The sequence below is a fragment of the Niveispirillum fermenti genome, assembly GCF_048066175.1.
GTDB classification, from domain to species: Bacteria; Pseudomonadota; Alphaproteobacteria; order Azospirillales; family Azospirillaceae; genus Niveispirillum; species Niveispirillum fermenti.
The window spans coordinates 332,247-351,388 of record NZ_JBLTXA010000003.1 but is presented as its reverse complement, the minus strand read 5'-3'; the positions used below and the strand labels follow the sequence as shown (position 1 = coordinate 351,388).

General features: G+C 67.7%; 16 protein-coding genes. 4 read left to right on the top strand and 12 right to left on the bottom strand.

Annotated features, from left to right (window positions below):
* Nucleotides 1–471, top strand: a 471-nt coding sequence (locus ACM9LZ_RS05140; RefSeq protein WP_416618268.1) for a hypothetical protein, incomplete at its 5' end; no start/stop codon positions are given.
* A 61-nt stretch (nucleotides 472–532) separates the two neighbouring features.
* Here the strand turns inward: ACM9LZ_RS05140 and ACM9LZ_RS05135 are convergent.
* The 7 genes from ACM9LZ_RS05135 to ACM9LZ_RS05105 form a co-directional block, all read right to left on the bottom strand.
* Nucleotides 533–1,186 (bottom strand): flagellar hook assembly protein FlgD, encoded by a 654-nt coding sequence (locus tag ACM9LZ_RS05135; protein WP_416618267.1) that lies wholly within the window; start codon nucleotides 1,184–1,186, stop codon nucleotides 533–535.
* 11 nt (nucleotides 1,187–1,197) lie between these two features.
* Complete coding sequence (locus ACM9LZ_RS05130; RefSeq protein WP_416618266.1) at nucleotides 1,198–2,556, bottom strand: flagellar hook-length control protein FliK; 1,359 nt, start codon at nucleotides 2,554–2,556, stop codon at nucleotides 1,198–1,200.
* Nucleotides 2,557–2,789: 233 nt separating this feature from the next.
* Nucleotides 2,790–3,821: an MBL fold metallo-hydrolase gene (locus ACM9LZ_RS05125; protein ID WP_416618265.1), complete on the bottom strand. Its 1,032-nt coding sequence runs from the start codon at nucleotides 3,819–3,821 to the stop codon at nucleotides 2,790–2,792.
* A gap of 94 nt (nucleotides 3,822–3,915) precedes the next feature.
* A complete protein-coding gene (locus tag ACM9LZ_RS05120; protein WP_416618264.1) occupies nucleotides 3,916–6,294 on the bottom strand; it encodes a xanthine dehydrogenase family protein molybdopterin-binding subunit in 2,379 nt (792 codons plus the stop codon).
* Nucleotides 6,287–6,784: a (2Fe-2S)-binding protein gene (locus ACM9LZ_RS05115; RefSeq protein ID WP_416618263.1), complete on the bottom strand. Its 498-nt coding sequence runs from the start codon at nucleotides 6,782–6,784 to the stop codon at nucleotides 6,287–6,289. The genes ACM9LZ_RS05120 and ACM9LZ_RS05115 overlap by 8 nt, the downstream gene beginning before the upstream one ends.
* Nucleotides 6,781–7,587: an FAD binding domain-containing protein gene (locus ACM9LZ_RS05110; protein ID WP_416618262.1), complete on the bottom strand. Its 807-nt coding sequence runs from the start codon at nucleotides 7,585–7,587 to the stop codon at nucleotides 6,781–6,783. Before ACM9LZ_RS05110 ends, ACM9LZ_RS05115 begins: the two co-directional genes overlap by 4 nt.
* Nucleotides 7,587–8,615 carry an aromatic ring-hydroxylating oxygenase subunit alpha gene (locus ACM9LZ_RS05105; RefSeq protein ID WP_416618261.1) on the bottom strand — a complete coding sequence of 343 codons (1,029 nt, stop codon included), beginning with the start codon at nucleotides 8,613–8,615 and terminating at the stop codon, nucleotides 7,587–7,589. Before ACM9LZ_RS05105 ends, ACM9LZ_RS05110 begins: the two co-directional genes overlap by 1 nt.
* A gap of 261 nt (nucleotides 8,616–8,876) precedes the next feature.
* Here ACM9LZ_RS05105 and ACM9LZ_RS05100 point away from each other — a divergent pair, with 261 nt between their 5' ends.
* Nucleotides 8,877–9,578, top strand: coding sequence for a type 1 glutamine amidotransferase domain-containing protein (locus ACM9LZ_RS05100; RefSeq protein ID WP_416618260.1), 702 nt, complete (start codon nucleotides 8,877–8,879; stop codon nucleotides 9,576–9,578).
* Nucleotides 9,579–9,689: 111 nt separating this feature from the next.
* Here ACM9LZ_RS05100 and ACM9LZ_RS05095 read toward each other — a convergent pair whose 3' ends face one another.
* The 3 genes from ACM9LZ_RS05095 to ACM9LZ_RS05085 all read right to left on the bottom strand — a co-directional run bounded on the left by ACM9LZ_RS05095 (nucleotide 9,690) and on the right by ACM9LZ_RS05085 (nucleotide 15,518).
* On the bottom strand, nucleotides 9,690–12,377 hold the full coding sequence (locus ACM9LZ_RS05095) for a LuxR C-terminal-related transcriptional regulator (RefSeq protein ID WP_416618259.1): 2,688 nt from the start codon (nucleotides 12,375–12,377) through the stop codon (nucleotides 9,690–9,692).
* A 46-nt stretch (nucleotides 12,378–12,423) separates the two neighbouring features.
* The gene (locus ACM9LZ_RS05090) at nucleotides 12,424–13,266 is read right to left on the bottom strand and encodes a DUF4440 domain-containing protein (protein WP_416618258.1); all 843 of its coding nucleotides are present in this window, start codon (nucleotides 13,264–13,266) and stop codon (nucleotides 12,424–12,426) included.
* A 77-nt stretch (nucleotides 13,267–13,343) separates the two neighbouring features.
* Nucleotides 13,344–15,518, bottom strand: coding sequence for a TonB-dependent receptor (locus tag ACM9LZ_RS05085; RefSeq protein WP_416618257.1), 2,175 nt, complete (start codon nucleotides 15,516–15,518; stop codon nucleotides 13,344–13,346).
* 286 nt (nucleotides 15,519–15,804) lie between these two features.
* On the opposite strand from ACM9LZ_RS05085, the gene ACM9LZ_RS05080 reads away from it, so the two are divergent.
* Together ACM9LZ_RS05080 and ACM9LZ_RS05075 are read left to right on the top strand one after the other, a co-directional pair.
* On the top strand, nucleotides 15,805–16,119 hold the full coding sequence (locus ACM9LZ_RS05080) for a 2Fe-2S iron-sulfur cluster-binding protein (protein WP_416618256.1): 315 nt from the start codon (nucleotides 15,805–15,807) through the stop codon (nucleotides 16,117–16,119).
* Between the two features lie 128 nt (nucleotides 16,120–16,247).
* Nucleotides 16,248–16,943, top strand: coding sequence for a glutathione S-transferase family protein (locus ACM9LZ_RS05075; RefSeq protein ID WP_416618255.1), 696 nt, complete (start codon nucleotides 16,248–16,250; stop codon nucleotides 16,941–16,943).
* 33 nt (nucleotides 16,944–16,976) lie between these two features.
* Here the strand turns inward: ACM9LZ_RS05075 and ACM9LZ_RS05070 are convergent, their stop codons facing one another.
* Both ACM9LZ_RS05070 and ACM9LZ_RS05065 read right to left on the bottom strand, forming a co-directional pair.
* Nucleotides 16,977–17,702: a response regulator transcription factor gene (locus ACM9LZ_RS05070; RefSeq protein ID WP_416618254.1), complete on the bottom strand. Its 726-nt coding sequence runs from the start codon at nucleotides 17,700–17,702 to the stop codon at nucleotides 16,977–16,979.
* Between the two features lie 168 nt (nucleotides 17,703–17,870).
* Nucleotides 17,871–19,106: a serine hydrolase gene (locus ACM9LZ_RS05065; RefSeq protein WP_416618253.1), complete on the bottom strand. Its 1,236-nt coding sequence runs from the start codon at nucleotides 19,104–19,106 to the stop codon at nucleotides 17,871–17,873.
* Nucleotides 19,107–19,142 lie beyond the last annotated feature (36 nt).

Genomic DNA, 19,142 nt, shown 5'->3' with positions numbered 1-19,142 from the left:
GCGGCGGTCACCGCCCCTCTCCATACGGAACCCGCGATGAATGGTGCGAAACTGGCAACCCTGGCCGTTCTGGCCGGCATCCTGGGGGCCGGCGGCGGCTATGTCGCCGGCACCCTGCTGCCGCCTTCCCCGGACACGGCGACAGCAGCCGGGCCTGTGAAGGCCGCCGTGGCCCCACTGATCGTTCCCATCTGGCAGCAGGGGCGCATCACCGGCTTCGTTGCCATGGAACTGGCAGTGGATCTGGAGCCTGGCAGCGATCCGGGCCTGCTGCTGCCGGCGATCCGCGACCGGTTGCTGGGCGATCTCTATGAAATCGGGGCACAGGGTGGCATGCAGCCGGGCAGGGTCGATCCCGCACACCTGCAGGCCCTGCTGCTGCACGCCATCGCAGCCGCCTCTGGCGGACAGGCGCGCGGCATCACCGTGAACAAGCTGATTCTTCAGGAGAACCGCCGCCAGGGCACGTGATGCCCCGGCCCGCCGCACGACCAGCGGGGCGTCGGGGGCGGCATCGGCCGCCCCCCCGGCCTCAGGAGGCGGATACGATGTCGTAACGGCCAACCGTGGCGCCGTTTTCCAGTTCGAACAGGGTGTCCAGTTCCTCCCGCCGCACGCGGGCGACCTTGGAATTGTAGGTCACCTCGCTTTTCAGTGCGGCCCCCTTCTCATCGCGCGCATCGACGGCCAGGGTATAGGTGCCGTCGGCCACCATCGTGCCATCGGCCTTGACCCCGTCCCATGACAGTTCATGCGCGCCCGGTGTCGTCTGGGCGGCGAATGTGTGGACCAGATTGCCATCGCGGTCCAGCAGCCTCACATCCGCGCTGACGGTGCCGGCAGGCAGGATGTAGCGGGCATCCAACTGCCCCCCCTTCACCCCGACCTGGCTGCTGACGATTTCGACCGAGCGGCCGATATAGCTCATGTCGGCGCGGTCGCTGCCGATACGCAGTTCCCCCAGCACCTGGGCCAGCATGGTGTTGGAGGATACCTGCTGTTCCACCGAGGAGAACTGCGCCAGTTGCGTCACCCACTGCGTCGGATCGACGGGCTGGAGCGGGTCCTGGTTCGTCAATTGCGCGGTGAGCAGCCGCAGGAAGGATTGGGTGTCGGTGGTCAGGCGCGCCTGGGCCGCCTGGTTGGCGACGTTGCCGGTGCCGTCGACGCCGGAAACACTGGTCATGGGGATCACTCCTATATCTGGATATCGACGATGCTGTCGGAACGGATGACCGGTTGCGGCATCAGCGGATTGGCTGCCGGCTCCCCCTGACGGTCGCGGCCATAGGACCGGGCACCATGCCAGCCCTGTTCGGCCGCGGCCCATTGCCCACCCCCCTCGCGCAAGGAGAAATGCAGCCCGTCCGGCTGCACCTGCATGCCGCCTTGCTGCAGAGCCCGCTCGATCAGCCGCGCGTCGCGCAGCAGAAGATCCAGCGTGGCCGGCTTTTCCGCGGCGATCATGGCGCTGACGCGGCCATCTTGTATTTCAAGCCTGACCTCCACCCGCCCCAGATGGTCGGGATCGAGTTGAACCGTCAGGGTCCGCTGCCCATCGGCCACGGCCTGTTCGATCCGGCCCACCAGTTGCGGGCCCGGCATGGCGGGGTTCCCGGCCGGGCGGGGGCCGGCCATGGTCATGCCGCCCGCCAGGTCCCGCATCCCTGCCGGCACAAGAACGGCACCCGCCACGGCCGGCGGAGCGGGACCGTCGGCGGGCGTCGGGGCGGTTGACAAAGGCCCGGCGGGCAGCAACCCGCCTTCCGTCGCCGCGAAGGCCGTGCCCGGCCCCCCCATGGCGGGCGGAGCGGCGGGGGCCACAGGGCCGGGCGCCGGTGCGGCGGCTTGCATGGCGCCCCCGCCCGCCCCGTCCACACCTGCGCGGGCGCCGGCCCGGCCCGGCGTCGTGGCACGGCCCGGCGCCACGGCGGGCACGGGTTGTGAGGGGGAAGGAGGGGAAGTCCCCTGAACGGGCGGGACGGAACCCGGGCCCGCGGGCCCCATGGCCGCTTCCCCCTGTGCCGGTGCTACCGGTGCCGCCGGTGTGATTGCCGGCGCCGGCGCCTGGAAAGGTGCCTGCCCCTGCCCGGCCGGCGACGCCGCACCGGGAACGGCGGCAGCCATATCCATGGCAGCCGGCGATGGGGCACCGGCGGGCGGGATGGACGGGGCGGAAGACCCATCCCCATCGGCATCGCCCGGCGAACCAGCCATGGCCCCGACCGCCGCAGATGGCAGACCGGGCACGACGGCGGGGATGGACGGCGGCAGCGGCATGGCGGCAGGTGCCTGCGCCATGCCCGCCGCCATCTGCTGTGCTGCGGCCAGGGTGGCCGCATCGGCGCCCGCTTCCGGGGGGTGCCCGTCTGCCGGTCTGCCGGCCTTCTCCCCGCCGGATGCGCCGGAGGCAGCGGCAAGCACCAGCCCTTCCAGCAGCAGCCCGAAACCACGGTCTGCCGCAGACGGATCGCCCGTGGGACCAGCACCCGGCCGGGCCGGGCCGGCAGCACCCTCCGCCATGGGTGGGGTGGAAAGAAGGGAAGGAAGCTGCATGGGTGGCACCCCGAGAACGGTATCGGCCACCAGCTTACGCGCCGCTGTTTAAGTCCGGTTTTAAGTCGGGCGGGGCCCGGACATACGCTTATACCAGTCCCGGTGATCGCAACCGATCACCTGCCTCAATCGTCGGCGCCCACATCTGTGGGCGTGGGCACGCCGCATGTGCAACGCGGCGGCAGTCGCCGCCGTACCGGATCCCGGTGAGTTGCTCTCACCGGGATCCGGTATCAGACACCCACAGACCGCCACCAGCGCTCCCCCATATGGGGCGCGTCGATGGCCAGCCGTTCGCCCATCATGGGCGTGGCGACGGGAATGTCATGCCGGCCCGCGACATCCAGCACCTGTTCGAACGGATCGTCCCATTTATGCATTGCCAGGTCGAAGGTGCCGTTATGGATGGGCAGCAGCCAGCGCCCGCCCAGATCGCGGTGGGCCTGTACCGTCTCCTGCGGATGCATGTGGACATAGGGCCAGTGCTCGCAGAAGGCCCCCGTCTCCATCAACGTCAGGTCGAAGGGGCCAAACCGGCGGCCGATCTCCGCAAAGCCGTCGAAATAGCCGCTGTCGCCGCTGAAGAACAGCCGCAACGGCCCATCCTCGATGACCCAGGAAGACCAGAGCGTGCAGTTGCCCCCCGTCAGCGAGCGGCCGGAAAAATGCTGGGCCGGTGTCGCCGTCAGACGCAGCCCGCCGGCCTCAATATCCTGCCACCAGTCGAACTGCCGCACCTTGTCCCGCGGCACGCCCCACTTCACCAGAAGATCACCCACGCCCAGCGGGGCCAGGAACAGTTCCGCCCGGTCCGCCAGAGCCCGGACGGCCGACCGGTCCAGATGGTCGTAATGGTCATGGGACAGGATGACGCCCCGGATGGGCGGCAGGTCGCCCAGCCCGATGGGCGGTGCGTGGAAACGCTTGGGCCCCATGAACGGGATGGGGGACGCCCTTTCGCAGAAGACGGGGTCGGTCAGCCACCAGCCGCCGCGCAGTTTCATCAGCACCGTGGAATGGCCCAGGCGGTAAAGGCTGCGGTCCGGCGCCCCCGCCAGTTCCGCCGGTGTCAGGGGGCGGATGGGCACGGGTGCCGGCGGCACCGTTTCCGGCTGCTTGTTGAAGATGATATCCCATACCACCCTGGCATTCGGCGCCGGCATGTCCGGTGGGCGGGGAGTGATATTGCGGAAACGGCCATCGCTGGAACGCGGTGCGGCCGAATAGTCGCCGACAGGCTCCTTTACCAATCGCAATCGCGCCAAGGCGGGCATCCCATAGCCGTGGAAGGTGACACACAGCATCTGGGGCCGGGGGCCCGCCATTTCCATGCGGGCCGCCGATTTTTCCCCGCCGGCATCAAATGTCCACCGGCGGCATCGCATCCAGCACCCGTTCCGGGGTAAGCGGCAGGCTGTTCATCGCCCCGCCCCGTGGGCCCAGTGCGTGCTGCACCGCATTGGCAATGGCGGCGGGCACGGCGATGATGCCCGTCTCCCCCACACCTTTGGCGCCCAGCGGGGAAAAGGGGGTAGGCGTTTCGAAATGCAGCAGGTCGATGGCGGGCAGGTCGCTGGCCAGGGGCGGCAGGTAATCATGCAGGGACAGGGTCAGGGGCTGGCCTGCGCCGTCATAACGGATTTCCTCGAACAACGTCGCGCCCACGGCCTGGGCGACGCCGCCGCGCACCTGTCCATCGACGATGGCCGGGTTGATCTGCACACCGCAATCATGACCAAAGGTGATGCGCTCCACCCGCACCTTGCCCAGGTCGGGATCGACAGAGACCTCAACCGCGACGGAACCGTAGGAGATGGCAAGGGCCGGCGGGTCATAAGCCGCGCGATCCTCCAGCCCCGGTTCCAGGCCGGGCGGCACGTCGGCGCCGTAATAGGCCGCGCGGGCGATGGCGGCCATGGACAGGCGGCGCGTGGGTTCCCCCTCCACCTGCACCCCGGCCTGTGTCAGCACAACCCGGTCGGCTTCCACCCGCAGCAGATGCGCGCCCCAGCGGCGCACCCGCTCGGCCAGACGATCGGCGGCGAGGCGCACCGACATGCCCGCCACACCCGCCCCCCGGCTGCCGCCGCTGGCATAGGCGGTATAGGGGGCGGAGAGTGTGTCGCCATGGACGACGGACACATCCTCCACGGGCAGATGCAGACGGTCGGCACAAATCTGGGCCAGACTGGTCTCCACCCCCTGCCCCATGGGTGTCTGCCCGATCAACAGCCGGACATGGCCGCTGGGCTCCATCCGCACGACGGAGGTGTCGAACCCGCCATTGTTGACGCCGATCAGCTTGCAGACCGGCGAGGGACCGAAATTGGTCATCTCGATATAGCTGGCGATGCCGATGCCCACCACCCGGCCGTCAGGACGGGGGCCGGCGGCAGCCCTTTCCAGCGCCGCGACGTAGCCGAACCGCTCCAGGGTGGCCTCCAGCAGGCCGGCATAACAGCCGCTGTCCAGCAATACCCCGCTATGCAGCGCAAAGGGCATCCGGTCGGGCGCCACCATGTTGCGCCGGCGGATTTCCGCCGGGTCCAGACCCAGCCGCCGGGCGGCCATGTCCAGCAGCCTTTCCAGAGGGAAATTCGCCTCTGGCTGGCCATAGCCGCGATAGGCGCCCGTCGGCGTCTTGTTGGTGACCACGCCGCAGCTATGGATATCGACGGCGGGGACATGATAGGGGCCTGTCAGCACCGCCCCTGTCACCCAGGCCGTGCCGATGGAGGTGGCATAGGGGTCGGCCCCCTTGTCCAGCACGATATCGGCCTTCAGGGCCAGGAAACGGCCGTCGGCATCGAAGGCGACATCCAGATCGACACGCATATCCCGGCCATGGGGAGAGGCGATGAAGGCCTCCCGCCTCGTTTCCAGCCAGCGCACGGGCCGTTGCAGCCGAAGAGCCAGCAGGGCCAGCAGCGTCTCTTCGCCATGGATGCAGCCCTTCATGCCGAAGGCACCGCCAACGTCGGGGGCGATGACACGCACCCGGTGTTCCGGCAGGTCCAGACATTCGGCAATGCCGGCGCGCACCTGGTGGATGGACTGGGTGGAGGTCCAGACCGTCACGCCATCCCCGTCGGGCATGGCCGCCACCCCGCGCGGCTCCAGCGACAGTGCATGCACCCGCTGGGTCGTGAACCGCCCGCTCAGACGGTGCGTCGCCGCCGCGAAGCCTGCCCCGGCATCCCCTGCCGTCCAATGTTGCCGGCCGACGACATTGTCGGGCCAATGGTCGTAAAGCCGGGCGGCACCCGGCGCCATCGCCTGGTCAATCGTGACATGGACCGGCAGCCCATCGGTTTCCAGCACGACCAGGGCCGCCGCCGCCGCCGCCGCATCTGCATCGCGCGCCGCGACCACGGCATAAGGATGGCCGACATAGAGCAGCCGGTCGGTGGCCAGCGCCTTCAGATTGGAGTAGTTTTGCCCCGGCAGGTCCCATAGGGAGGGCTGCGGGCCGACCCCTGTCAGGTCGGCCCCCGTCAGCACGGCCACCACCCCGGGCACACGCCGGGCCGCCGTCGCATCGACCGACAGGATGGCGGCATGCGGCAGGGTGGATCGCAGAAGCAGCACCGTCAGCGCACCGGGCAAGGGGATGTCGGCCACATAGCGTCCCTTGCCCGTCACGAACCGGTCCAGCGTGCGGCGGGGCGCGGAACTGCCGACGGCACTTCCCGCGGGCATGCCCGATGGCAGGCTGACGGGCATGGGTGTGTCAGCCATCGGCCCGTCCCTCCCGGCGCGCCGCCAGCGCCTTCACGGCAGCGACGATCGGTTGATAGCCCGTGCAGCGGCAGAGGACGGCATCCAGGGTGCGGCGGATCACCGCTTCCTCTCCATGGTCCGCGATGGTGCGGTCGTCCAGGAACGCGCGGACAATGGCCAGCATGCCCGACGTGCAGAAGCCGCACTGCGCGGCATGGTGATCGACAAAGGCCTGCTGGATGGCCCGCAGACCAGGGTCATCGGCATAGGCTTCGACGGTTTCAACGACCGCCCCGTCCGCCTGCGCGGCCAGCGTCAGGCATGCCCGCACGGGCACGCTGTCCAGCAGGACCGTACAGGTGCCGCAGACCCCTTCGTTGCAGCCGATGCGCGTACCGGCAAGGTGCAGCCGCTCGCGCAGCATGTCGGCCAGGCTCATCCAGGGGGGAACGGTCAGGTTCCGGTCCTCACCATTCACCTTGAGCGACAGGGGCAGTTCAATGCTCATCCGGTCCTCGCTTGCTGGTAACAGCGCAGCAGCAGAGTGGGCGCGATACGGCGCCGATAGGCAGGCGACAGCGCATCGGGCAGAACGGGATGGCGGGCCATAACCCCGTCCAGGAACGATGCGGCCGATGCAGCGAGAGCAGCCGGGTCCGGGCAGGCCAGCGGCGCGCTACGCACCGGCCGGTCGGCCAGCCCGCCGACCGACAGCCGCACCGTCCCGTCACCCCCCAGCGCGCAAAGGGCCGACAGGACGGCCCGGCCCGTGGAATCACGGGCCATCATTTCCGCAAATCCCATGGGGCGGGGTGGCGGCAGCCAGGCCGACAGAATCACCTCCCCCGTCGCCAGCAGGGTCCGGAACGGTCCCGTGACGAAATCCGCGGCGGGGATTTCCCGCCGGCTGGTGGTGATCACCGCATCATGGGCGATCATGGCCAGCAGCACCTCCCCGCGCGGATCGGCCCAGGCCAGGTTGCCGCCGATGGTCGACCGGTTGCGCACCACATGGTTGCCGACATGCCCCAGCGCCGCAGCCAGCGCCGGATAGCGCTCCGCCACGGGGGAGGCCAGTACCGCCGACAGGCTGACCCCCGCCCCCAGCATGGCACCCGCAGCCGTCAGCACCACCTCTTTCAGGCACGCGATGCGGCCGATATCCACCAGCAGCCCCTGGCGGTCGCCACGCAGGGAAAGGGCCGGCAGCAAGCTGTGACCGCCGGCCAGGATCATGGCGCCGGGCTCCGCGGCCAGGATGGCGGTCAACGCCGCCATCGTTTGCGGCGCACGGTAGCCCTGCGCCGCCATCAACGGATGAACTCCGCCGACGGGTGAGCACGCGGGTAGGCGCGCATATAATCGAAGAAGCGCGACAGGGTCAGGTCGCTGCGGGTCAGGGTGCCCGGCTGCAGGTGGATGGTCTGCATGTTCATCAGATCATCCAGCACGACGCGCTGCTCCAGTTCTGCAATCTGCTCCAGAAAGGCGTCCACCTCCTCCGGCGTGCCCATGTCCTTGCGGGCGCAGACGGTGATGAACACGGTGGACCGTCCCGGCCGCACCAGGGCGAAGGGCGACACGAAGCCGAACCAGCGGCCGGCGAACACCGTGCTCTGGAAATACATGCTGGTGCCGACGATCCCGATGCGATGGCTGACCGGCTCCCCCGTTATGTGCGTTCCCTCGAAATTGTAGAACATGGAATGATCGGTCCATTCCACGGCCTCATGCGGGTTGTCGCCATTGATCTCGATCCCGTGCAGATAGCGGATATGCTGCATGTCCGGGGTGTTGGCGCAGAGGACCCAGGGGTCCACGGGCACCACTTCGCCGAAGATCTTGGTCTTGAACACCAGATCTTCCTCCGGATAATCGAAATCGGGAAGCTGGTAATGCGGCTCCAGCCCGTTGAACGCCCAGACGATCCCGTATTTCTCGCAGACCGGAAACTTGAAAAGCCGGGCGGCACCGGGGATCGGGTCCTTGCTGGGCATGCCGTTGCAACGTCCGTCGGCGCCGTATTTCCAGTGATGGAACACGCAGCGCACACTGCCATCCACCATGTCACCGATGGACAGATCGGCGCCCAGATGCGGGCAATAGGCGCTCATGACATGCGCCTGGCCCTGCTTGTCGCGGAACACGATGACCCGGCCGTCCAGGAAATCGAAGCCGCGGACGAAATCGGCCGTCGCGGCGCTGGACATGCAGATCGGGTACCAGCTCTGGGTGAAGGTCCCGCCCTCTCCCTCGAACGGCACAGCCTTGCCCAGGGGGCGGCGGAAGGTCTCGCGGGCCTGGCCGGCGTCGGGGGTGAAGCGCTGGTCGGGGGACATGGGGCAGCCTCCAAGAATGATGTGCAAGGGGGTATCGTTGAGGGAAACGATCGCCGCGACCGGCCGCGCTGCATAGCCGCCCGATGGAACAGGTCCCGCAGCGTCCCGGCTGCCGCACCCCGGGGTCATGCGGCACCGGGGCGCCGGAAGGGCCCCGTTCGAAAGGATAGGTGCTTTCGCCGTTCGGACGGATGGGCGGCACGGGGCCCTGTCGACGACAGTGGCGAACGACATCCGCACCCCGAACAGGAGCCCCAAGGAATGCACAAGTCGTTTCTCTTCATCGTGTCGTCGCACGGCGTGCTGGGCAGCAGCGGCAACAAGACCGGCAGTTGGATGGAGGAACTGGCCGCCCCCTACTGGCGGTTCATCGATGCCGGCTATCGCGTCACCATCGCCTCGCCCAAGGGCGGTGCCGCCCCGATCGACCCGATGAGCGTGGAAGATGCCTGGATCAGCGAGGCCGGCCGGCGTTTCCGCGATGATCCCGAGGCCCAGGCGGCCATCACCGGCACCGTGCCGCTGGACCAGATCGATCCCGCCGCCTTCGACGGGCTGTTCATGGTGGGCGGGGCCGCCACCACCTGGGACTTCCCGCACAATGCCGCGCTGAAGAAGCTGGTGGAGGATTATTTCCCGCAATCCAAGGTCATCGCCGGCGTCTGCCATGGCGTGATCGGCCTGATCCAGGCAACGGACCCTCACGGGGAACCCCTGGTGAAGAACCGGCAGGTGACGGCCATCAGCAATGCGGAAGATGTGATGATGGGCCTGGACAAGATCGTCCCCGTCCTGCCGGAAGAGATGCTGCGCAAGCTGCGCGGGATCTATACCGCCGCCGCACCGCTGGCCCCCCATGTCGTCTGCGACCCGCCCTTCTTCACGGGCCAGAACCCGGCCTCCGCCGATCCGCTCGCCGTGGCCATCCTGGACCATCTGCGCCGCAAGGCACCGGCGGCCTGACGCCTCTGTGCAGACGCCCTGCTCCGCACCCTTCCCCGCCGCCCGCGGGGAGGGGTGTTCGCGTTGCAGCAGGGTCTTTGCGTGGCGGAAGCTGGTTGTGCCCGGACGGTATCAGCGCTCGTCGGCAAGGTTCCGGTAGCGGGCCAGCGCCTGGGTACGGTTCTGGGCATGCAGCTTGCGATAGATGTTGCGCAGGTGGAATTTCACCGTCGCCTCGCTGAGGCCCAGCCTGTAGGCCGTCACCTTGTTGGGATGGCCCTCGCCCATGAATAGCATGATCTGGCGTTCCCGTTCGGTCAGCGGGTCGCGCTCGTCGGCGGCAGGCAGCGGGACGGGGCCCCGGCTGGCCGACAGCTTGGCCGGCACGACCCAGGCCGACAGGTCGGGCAGAAGGCTGCCCAGCCCGTCCGCCGCCTCCAGGAACAGGGCCGCGGGCAGGCCATGCGGGCAGGCGGCCCGGGCCGCCGCGACATGGTCGGCCGCACCCGCCACATCCCCCTGGCGCTGGGCCCGCCGGGCCAGCAGGATTTCAAGCTGCGCGCGGCAGCGGTCGACATCCAGCGCATCGATCCGGGCGCGGGCGATGGCGGCAAGCCGGGTGAACTGCGCATCATCATCCAGCGCATCGGCCAGCCGCAGGCCCGCCAGCAGCCCGCTCCCCTGTTCCTGCCAGGTGAAGGTGCCATCGGCACCATCCAGGAAAGCGGCATCGGGCAGCCCCATGGCCGTGCCCATCGCCCGGGCACGCCCAATCTCGCCGGCACGGATGGCGATCTCCAGGCCCATCAGCCGCATGTGCCAATCCATACGCCGGGATTCCAGCCTTTTCGCCACCTCCAGCCCGTAGGAGGCGATACCCCGCGCCTCCTGTCCGCGTCCCTGGGCCAATGCGGCGCGCGCCGCCTGGAGATGGCTCCATATCTGGATCTCGCTCCAGCTTTCCACGGCACCGACGGTGCCGACCAGTGCCGTGAAGTCGGTCAGCGTGTCCGGCCGGCCCAGTTCGAACAGCAGTCCGGCCCGCAGCATCCCCGTCATGGCCCGCAGCCGCTGGTCATCGGGGAAGAAGATGCGCGTCATGCGCTCGCCCAGGCTGATCTCGGCCAGCGCCTGGTCCAGGTCGTTGCGCCAGAACCGGGTCAGCGCCTGATGCACATGCATGAAGACGCAGCCATAGACGCCTTCCGTCTCGGCATAATCGGCACCCGCCGCATCGATCAGACGCTGCGCCTCGCCCATATCGCCGTGGCAGAACCGGTCCCAGGACAGCAGCACATGCACCTGCGCGCGCATGTCATGGTCGCTTTCCGGTGTGTCATCCAGGTGGCGGCGCAGGGCGGGCGCCGTGGCGGCGCTGGACGTCCTTTCCCGGAAGCCGGCGACGAACGCCTCCGCCAGGATCAGCGGCCCGCCCACGGCCGGGTCATCCGCGCCGTCCCCAGCCAGCATGCGCTTGGCCTTGTCCAGGCAGGCGCCGGCCGCCTCTGCGTCGCCCTCATGCGCATGGATCACGGCCAGCGACAATAGCGTCGCCGGGCTGTCGGCATCACGGGCCAGCCCGATGGATGCCAGCATGCGATGGACTTCCGACACGCCCTGTTGCGTCACCAGGCTGGTCTGGCCCACCCGTTCCAGCAGGACCGACGCCTGTTCACGGTCACCGGCCGCGACAGCGTGGCGCAGCGCCTCCATGTGCCGTCCCCGCTGGGCGAACCAGAGCGCGGCGCGGCGGTGCAGCCCGGCATGGTCGGCATCCTCCATCCAGGCCAGCCGGCGTTCCAGGAACCGGCGCAGCATCTCCGGGAAATAGAATTCCTGCGTGCCGCGATGCCGCAGCAGCAGCCCTTCCACATGATGCAGCCGCTCGATCACCGCCGTCGCGTGGCGGCCCAGCAGCGCGGTGGCCAGCGACAGGTCGAACCGCTCCACGACGACCAGCCGGCTCATCGCGTCACGCAATTGTTCGGGCAGGTTGTCCAGCACCTCGGCCCGATAATATTCGTGCAGTTGCTCCTGCCAGTTCTCCGCCCCCACCATGTCACGGGGCAATTCATCCATGACCCGCCGGGCAAAGCCGACGGCCACGGCCTCGCCGCTGGTCTCCAGATGCAGGCGGCGGGTGTAAAGCTCGGGCACATCCTCGTCGAAGGCCGCCCGGGTTTCCAGGGGCGTCAGGTTGAGATCGGACGGCCCGATCTCGAACAACTGGTCGCGGGCCCGCAGGCTGCCCAGTTGGATGACCGGGCGCACGCGGCTGGCGATCACCAGCCGCGTGCTGGCCGCGTGCTGCAGGAAGCCCGCGACGATCTGGCCGATCGCCTCTCCATCCATGCATTCATACTGATCGATGACGATCAGCGGCCGTTCGCCCGACCGGTTGCAGATGGTGGCCAGCCGCTGGGCCAGTTGTGCTGTGCCCGCGGAATCGGCCTGACCGGCCAGCGCCCTCACCCCCTCCGCAATGCGGACACAACCCGCACGCTGAAGCGCCAGCGCCAGCCCCCGCAGCAGATGCGCCAGGTCGCGGTCGGCCGCATCCACCGTCAGCCAGGCGACGGGCCGGTCCATCTGCTGCGCCACCTCGAACCATTGGGTCAGAAGGGTGGTCTTGCCCGACCCCGCGGGACCGCGGACGATGCAAAGTTGCTTCAGCAGGCTGGCTTCGGTCAGGTGCCGCAGCAGGTCCTTGCGCAGGACACGGTGGCCCGCGGCGTGGCGCGGCGCATACCGGTAAGGCAGACCGATATCCGCCCCGTCGGCGGACAATTCATCTTCCCCAACCGCGACCTGTTCCGCCAAACGACGCTCTCCCGTCCGTCAGCAGCTCCATCCGTATTCCAGGCTGTCACGATCCCGGCACGGCCGCAACCGCCAGATCACCCCAGCCGAAAAAGTCGATGGACACGCGCCATTCCCCCGCAACGCGCCGCCAGATGATGATATAGCGCACGGCCAGCACCGGGGCCGCCGGGTCGCGCGGGGTGACCGTCGCCTCGCTCAGTTCATAGGCAAGGTCACCGGCCGCGTAGACATCCACCTGATGCAACCGGCAGGCAGCGTTGACCTTCATCAGTTCCGCAAACATGGCGGTGATCGCCGCCCGCCCCGACAGCATGGGGCTGTCGGGCATGATGACGCGCGGGGTGTCGGTATAATAGTTCGCCACCAGCCGGGCGGCATCGCCGCTGGCGAAATCCGCCTCGAACAGGTCGCTGCGGGCGCGGATGATGGCGGCGATGTCCGATGGCGTCACAGACGCGCAGGCCAGCCGGGTGGCAACGGCATCCAGCACACCACTCTCCATTTCCTGCCATTGCCGCCGGAAATCCTCATCCTCCACGGTCACACCCGCAAATTCGCAGCGGATGATCACGGTGCAGGCATCCGGACCGGCCGCCGTGACCCGCACATGGCCGGTATAGTCGGTCACAGGCAGGCCGCCGCCATCGATGATGCGGTAGCCATAGCCCATGCCCGGCTCGTCCAGCCATTCCAGCCTTTCGCGGATCGTGTCGCCGGTGGCCAGATGCAGCCGCTTGGTGGCGCCCACCGCCATGTCCGCCTGCTCGAAGCTGACAGTCTCGAACAGGCTGCCCCCGGCCAGGCGGGCCATGCCCCGCCATGACACAAGATCCCAGACCGCCGATGCCGGGGCATCGAAACGGCGCACCACGCGGGCCTGGCCCATGGTCGCTCTCCCTGTTGGTTTTGGCTTTCATGTCCGGACCGGCCCGCGGCAGGCGGCACCCGCCGCGGGCCGGGACATCAGAAGTCGAACCGCGCCTTGATGCCGATGCGGCGGCCCGGGGCAGCGGCGGAGAAATTGCCGGCGGCCCCGCTCCACTCCATGGCCACATATTCAAGGATGTAATCCTCCTTGAACAGGTTCTCCGCATAAGCCGTGACCGACAGCGCATCGTAATCCAGGGTCAATCGGGCATTGACCAGGCTGATCGCGGAACGCCGGGCCTGATTGTCGATCTCCCAGTAATAACGCCCACCGGACCCGTTCCATTCCAGCCGCGGGGTCAGCGTCGCCTCGTCCGTCAGGTCGAAGGCGTACTGCGCCGACAGCGCATAGGACAGGCCCGCCACCTGCGGCAGCTTGTTGCCGGTGAAATCGCCCGCCACGGGCAGGCCGGCGAACACATCGGTGCGATAGCTGACGATCTTGCTGTCGGTCAGCCCGATGGAGGCGGACAGGTCCAGCCCGCGCAGGGGCCGTGCCGTCATCTCCAGCTCGGCGCCATAGACCTCTGCCTTGGGAATGGGATTGGCCAGTGTCTGGGCGGAATTGATCAGGTCCAGGATATAGACCTGCCGGTCAGTGATCCGCGTATAGAAGGCTGCACCGTTCAAGACCATGCGCCGGTCCATCAGGCTGGTCTTGAAACCCGCCTCGTAGTTCCAGTTCTCTTCCTTGTCATAGACGCGGGTGATACGCTCCTGGGGGTTGAACCCGCCGCTGCGGAACCCCTTGCCGACGGTCGCATAGACCATCTGGTCGGCTTCGAAGAAATAGGACAGCGACAATTTGGGCTGCCAGGACCGGAAGGTCTGATCATATTCCGGGTTGCCCGCGGCGACCAGATCGGTCTGGTGCCGGTCGTCGACGTCATAGCGCAGGGCACCCGTCACCTCCAGTCCGCTGTCGAACCGATAGGAAAGCTGCCCGAACCCGGCATAGGCCTTGTTGCGGTCGCGCGCCGCCGTGCGCGCCAGCAGCAGGGGGGCCATCGATGACGGCAGTCCCAGGGCGGGCAACAGGTCCGCCCCGCCGCTGATCTTCGTGTCCAGGGTCTGGCGGCTGCGCAGATAATAGACCCCGCCCAGCCATTTGAACGGGCCGCCGTCATTGGAAGTGAGGCGCAGTTCCTGGCTGAAATTTCTGGTCTTCAGCGACTGTTCGGCAATGGTCAGGGACAGGGGTGTGAAATCCAGATCCTCATCAATGAAGGAACTGACCTTGGACAGCGCCGTAACGGATGTCAGGGTGACGCCGGGAAGCTCGATGTCCAGCTTGGCCGAGGCGTCGTTCAGGACCCGGTCGGCCCAACTGGCGCGATCGCCGGCATAGGGCAGCGGCCGGTCGATATCGTCACCGGGTGTGATCAGGCCGTAATAGGCGGCACCGGCCCTGGTATCCAGCCGGGCATAGCGCAGATCCAGCGTCACATCCTCCAACGGGCGGGCCAGAAGACCGGCCCGGACGTTCCGGTCCTCCTGCCAATCGGCCTTGTCGTGACCCGGTGTCATCAGGCTGTCGACCTGGCCGTCGAAATCGCGGGCCGACCCGGCGATACGGAACAGCAGCCGTTCCGGGATGATGGGGCCGCTCAGGCTGGCGCTGACCCGCTTGTCGTTGGCCGTGCCGTAGCCGGCCTGCACGAAGCCCTCGAACGTGTCGGTGGGCTGGCGGGTGACGATGTTGATGGCGCCGCCAATGGCGTTGCGGCCATAGACCGCCCCTTGCGGCCCCTTCAACACTTCGATCCTTTCGATATCGAACAGGTCCTGCGTGATCTGGCTGGCATTGCTGGCCTGTACCCCGTCGATCACCACGGCAACGGGGCTCTCGCCGTTGCGGGCCTGGCCCACACCGCGGATATTGATCATGGCCACGCCGGGCTGCTGGGCCTCGACGATGGAAACGTTGGGCACCAGGACGGCCATATCCTTCACGTTCTGGATATTGGCGCTTTCGATGCTCGCGGCAGAGAAGGAGGTGATGCTGTCGGGGATGTCCTGCAGGCGCTCCATGCGCTTGCGGGCTGTGACGATCACCTCCTCCAGCATCAGCCCCGATGCGCCCGGTTCCTCCTGTGCGACGGCCGGCATGGCGGCGGTCAGTGCCAGCGGTGACCCCGCCAGCAGAGCGGCCAGGATGATCCGGCGATGATGATGGCGTGATTGGCTCTGGCCCTTTGCCAAGGCAGACATGCGTGTCCTCTTCATTCCCAGTTGAAGCGCCCTGTAACCTGTTCGGATATCGCCGGCTTCCGCCCTTATCGGGTACCGGCCAAATTGTTGCGATGCCGAAGGTAGCGCGGGGATGCCGGCCGACTCACCCTATCTTTACGGCGGAACTGTCCCGCCCCGTCCTGCCCGTCCGAACGGCTAGGTGCGGCCCGGGGCGGGGTTGTGGCAACAGGGGCGGGCCGGTGCGGCGGGGCCGGAAAACAGCCCCGCCACCGGTCCCCCCGGCAATGCAGGAGGTCGTGCGGCCATGCCCCGTCTGATCGTCACCACACTGGACGGCAAGGACCTGTCCATCGATATCGAAGAGGGAGCAACCCTGATGGAAGGGCTGCGCGCCCAGGGGGTCGATGGGCTGGATGCCCTGTGCGGCGGCTGCTGTTCCTGCGCCACCTGCCATGTCCATGTCGATCCGGCCTATGCCGGCCACATGCCGCCGATGAGCGCCGACGAGAACGACCTGCTGGACAGTTGCAGTGGACGCCGGGCCACGTCCCGCCTGTCCTGCCAGATCCCGGTCATCGCCCCGCTGGACGGCATGCGCGTCACCATCGCCACCGACTGACGGGGCCGGCGGCGGGTGGTGAGACCGCAATCCGGGTAGGCCTGCTGGCCGGAAGCCGGGTGGGCCGATACTCTTGGCGCCGTGTCAAACGGTCCGGCGATGACGCGGCCGGCGCAGGAGGATTTCCGATGAAGCTTTACGATCTGGCGTGGGGCCCCTGGCCCCGGCGCGTGACCATCTACATCAAGGAAAAGGGGATCGGGGGCATCGACATCGTGCCCATGAGCTATGGCGATCAGCGCGACCCCGCGATGCTGGCCAAGAACCCGCTCAGCTATATCCCCGTGCTGGAACTGGATGACGGCACCTGCCTGTTCGACAGTCTGGCCATCATCGAATATCTGGAAGAACGCTTCCCCAGCCCGAATTTCATCGGGAAGACGGCCATAGACCGGCAGCGGATGCGGGCCTTCATGCATCTGTGCAACGAGTTCTTCCATCGCTGCATGCCCTATTATGCCAACACCCTGCCGCAATTCGCCCGGCTGCTGACCCAGAGTGCGGAGACGGCAGCCTTCATCAAGCCGTTCCTGGACCGGTCCATCGCCAGCATGGAAATGCTGGCCGATGATACGGGGCCGTTCCTGATGGGGGCCGAAATCTCCACCGCCGATTGCGCGCTTTACCCGATGGTCCATCACAATGCCGAGAATTACGGCGACCATTTCCTGACCGACGCACATCCCAAGCTGAAGCGCTGGGCGGCCATGTTCGCGCAACGGCCCAGCGCCGCCTGCCCGCTGCGCGACGATGGCCTGCGGGAAGTGGATTTCACGCCGGAACCCGGCAAGCGCTATTGGTGGATGAAGGACCAGGACGCCTGACCGGCCGGTCTGACCCGGCAGACGGATGCCGGGTCAGACCGTGCCGTCGGGATGGAAGACATAACCGGCCCCGCGCACGGTCCGGATATGGCCGGGATGCGACGGGTTGACTTCAAGCTTGCGCCGCAGCCGGGCGATACGGACATCGATGGCCCGGTCGAACGGGTCACCCTTGCGGATATGGGACAGGTGCAGCAACTGCTCCCGCGTCAGGATACGGTGCGGACGCTGGGCCATGGCCAGCAGAAGGTCAAACTCCATGGCGGTCAGTTCCACCACCCGCTGTTCGGGCAGGTGGACCAGCACCCGTTCGTCCCGTTTCAGCAGCCAGGAGCCGAAACGGATATGCAGGTCGCCGGCCGGTGCCATGGTGACGGTCGTCCGCGCCCGCCGCAGCACGGCCCGGACCCGTGACAGAAGCTCCCCCAGGTCGAACGGCTTGCAGACATAATCGTCCGCCCCCAGGTCCAGCCCCATGGAACGGTCACGCGGGCTGGTGGCGCCCGTCACGATGATGATGGGGGGCGCCCCCTGCGGCCGGTCGCGCAGATGCTGCATCACCTCGTAGCCACTGGCATCAGGCAGCCCGATATCCAGGATGACGAGATCGGGTTCCGTGCCCGCCTCCAGGTGCCGCCGGAACTCCCCCCAGGTGCCGGCGGATTGGACCAGAAACCCCTGTCCACTCAGGAATTCGGCCAGAAGCGCCCGCAGATCGGTTTCATCCTCCACGACCGCGATCGTCCGAATCCCATCCATATCGGTAACCCCTGGCAGCGGCGGGCATGGTTAATTCCGGCGCATTTAGGGGGCATCCGCCCAGGGCGTCAATCGTATGCTGTCCAAACAACCCGGAAAAGCAACAGGCCCGCCGGGTGGGCGGGCCTGTAGACCGGGAATGTTTTCATGCTGCGCCGGGATGGCCCGTCAGGCGGACGGCGGCAATGTCAGGCAGCCCTGCCCGGACTTGGACAGTTGGGCGCAGGCGCGGCGCGCCGTCGTCTCGTCCAGCCCGGTCAGGCGGGCACGGTACAGCTTGCCCTTGGCCGTGGAGACTTCCATCAATTGCGGGGTGGCGCTGTCGAGCAGGGTGCCGGTGCGCTGGGTGGCCTGATTGACGGCGCGCTGGCTGGCGGCCTTGTCGTTGAAGGCGCCAACCTGGATGGACCAGCCGCCCAGGGCCGCCTTGCGCGACGGCGGGGCCGCAACGGTCGCGGCATTGGCCGTGCCGATGATGCTGTCGGACACCGCCGCGACGACACCCTCCGGCGCGGTCTTGCGCTGCTTGGGCTTGGGCGACTGGGTGCTGGCGACCAGCATCGGCGCCTCGCGCTTGCCCTCGAACGCATCGTCGAGCAGGCGGGCCATGTGGTTGTCGCGCCAGGCGCCGGTCTGCCCGCCGAACACGATGCCGATCAGGCGGCGCCCGTCCCGCACGGCCGACGACGCCAGATTGAAGCCGGAGGCGCGGATATAGCCCGTCTTCAGGCCGTCCATCCCGTCATACCGCGCCATCAGCCGGTTATGGCTGGTATGGACCACACCCTTGTAGGTGAAGCTGCGGGTCGAGAAATAATGGTAATATTTGGCATGATCATAGATCAGGCTCTGCGCCAGACGGGCGAAGTCGCGTGCCGTGGAGAGCTGACCGGCATTGGGCAGGCCGGAGGCATTGCGGAAAGTGGTCCGCGACATGCCGAGCTTGCGCGCCCGCTCGGTCATCAGCCGGGCGAATTCCGTCTCGGTGCCGCCGACGGCCTCGGCCAGGACGACGGCACAATCATTGGCCGATTTGGTGACCAGCGCACGGATGCACTGTTCCGTCGTGATCCTGTCCCCCGGCACCAGGCCCAGCTTGCTGGGTTCCATGCTGGACGCATGACGGGAGACAGGGAGTTGCTGGTTCAGGCGCAGCTTGCCGCTGTCCAGCGCGTCGAAGACCATGTGCAGGGTCATCATCTTCGTCATGCTGGCCGGGAAGTTGCGAGTGTCGGCACTGGCTTCGTGCAGCACCTCCCCCGTCTTGGCGTCGATGATGATGGAGGCGTATTTCGCCAGGGCGGCGACAGGGGCGGCGACGGCCAGAAGGGCCGCCATGACCAGGGCTGTCGCCATCCGCTTCGGAGAGGTCACCGAACGCCGCCAGATCGTCGTCAATGCCATGCCCCACTCCCCATCAAAAAGGCGTTGCCGCCCGGC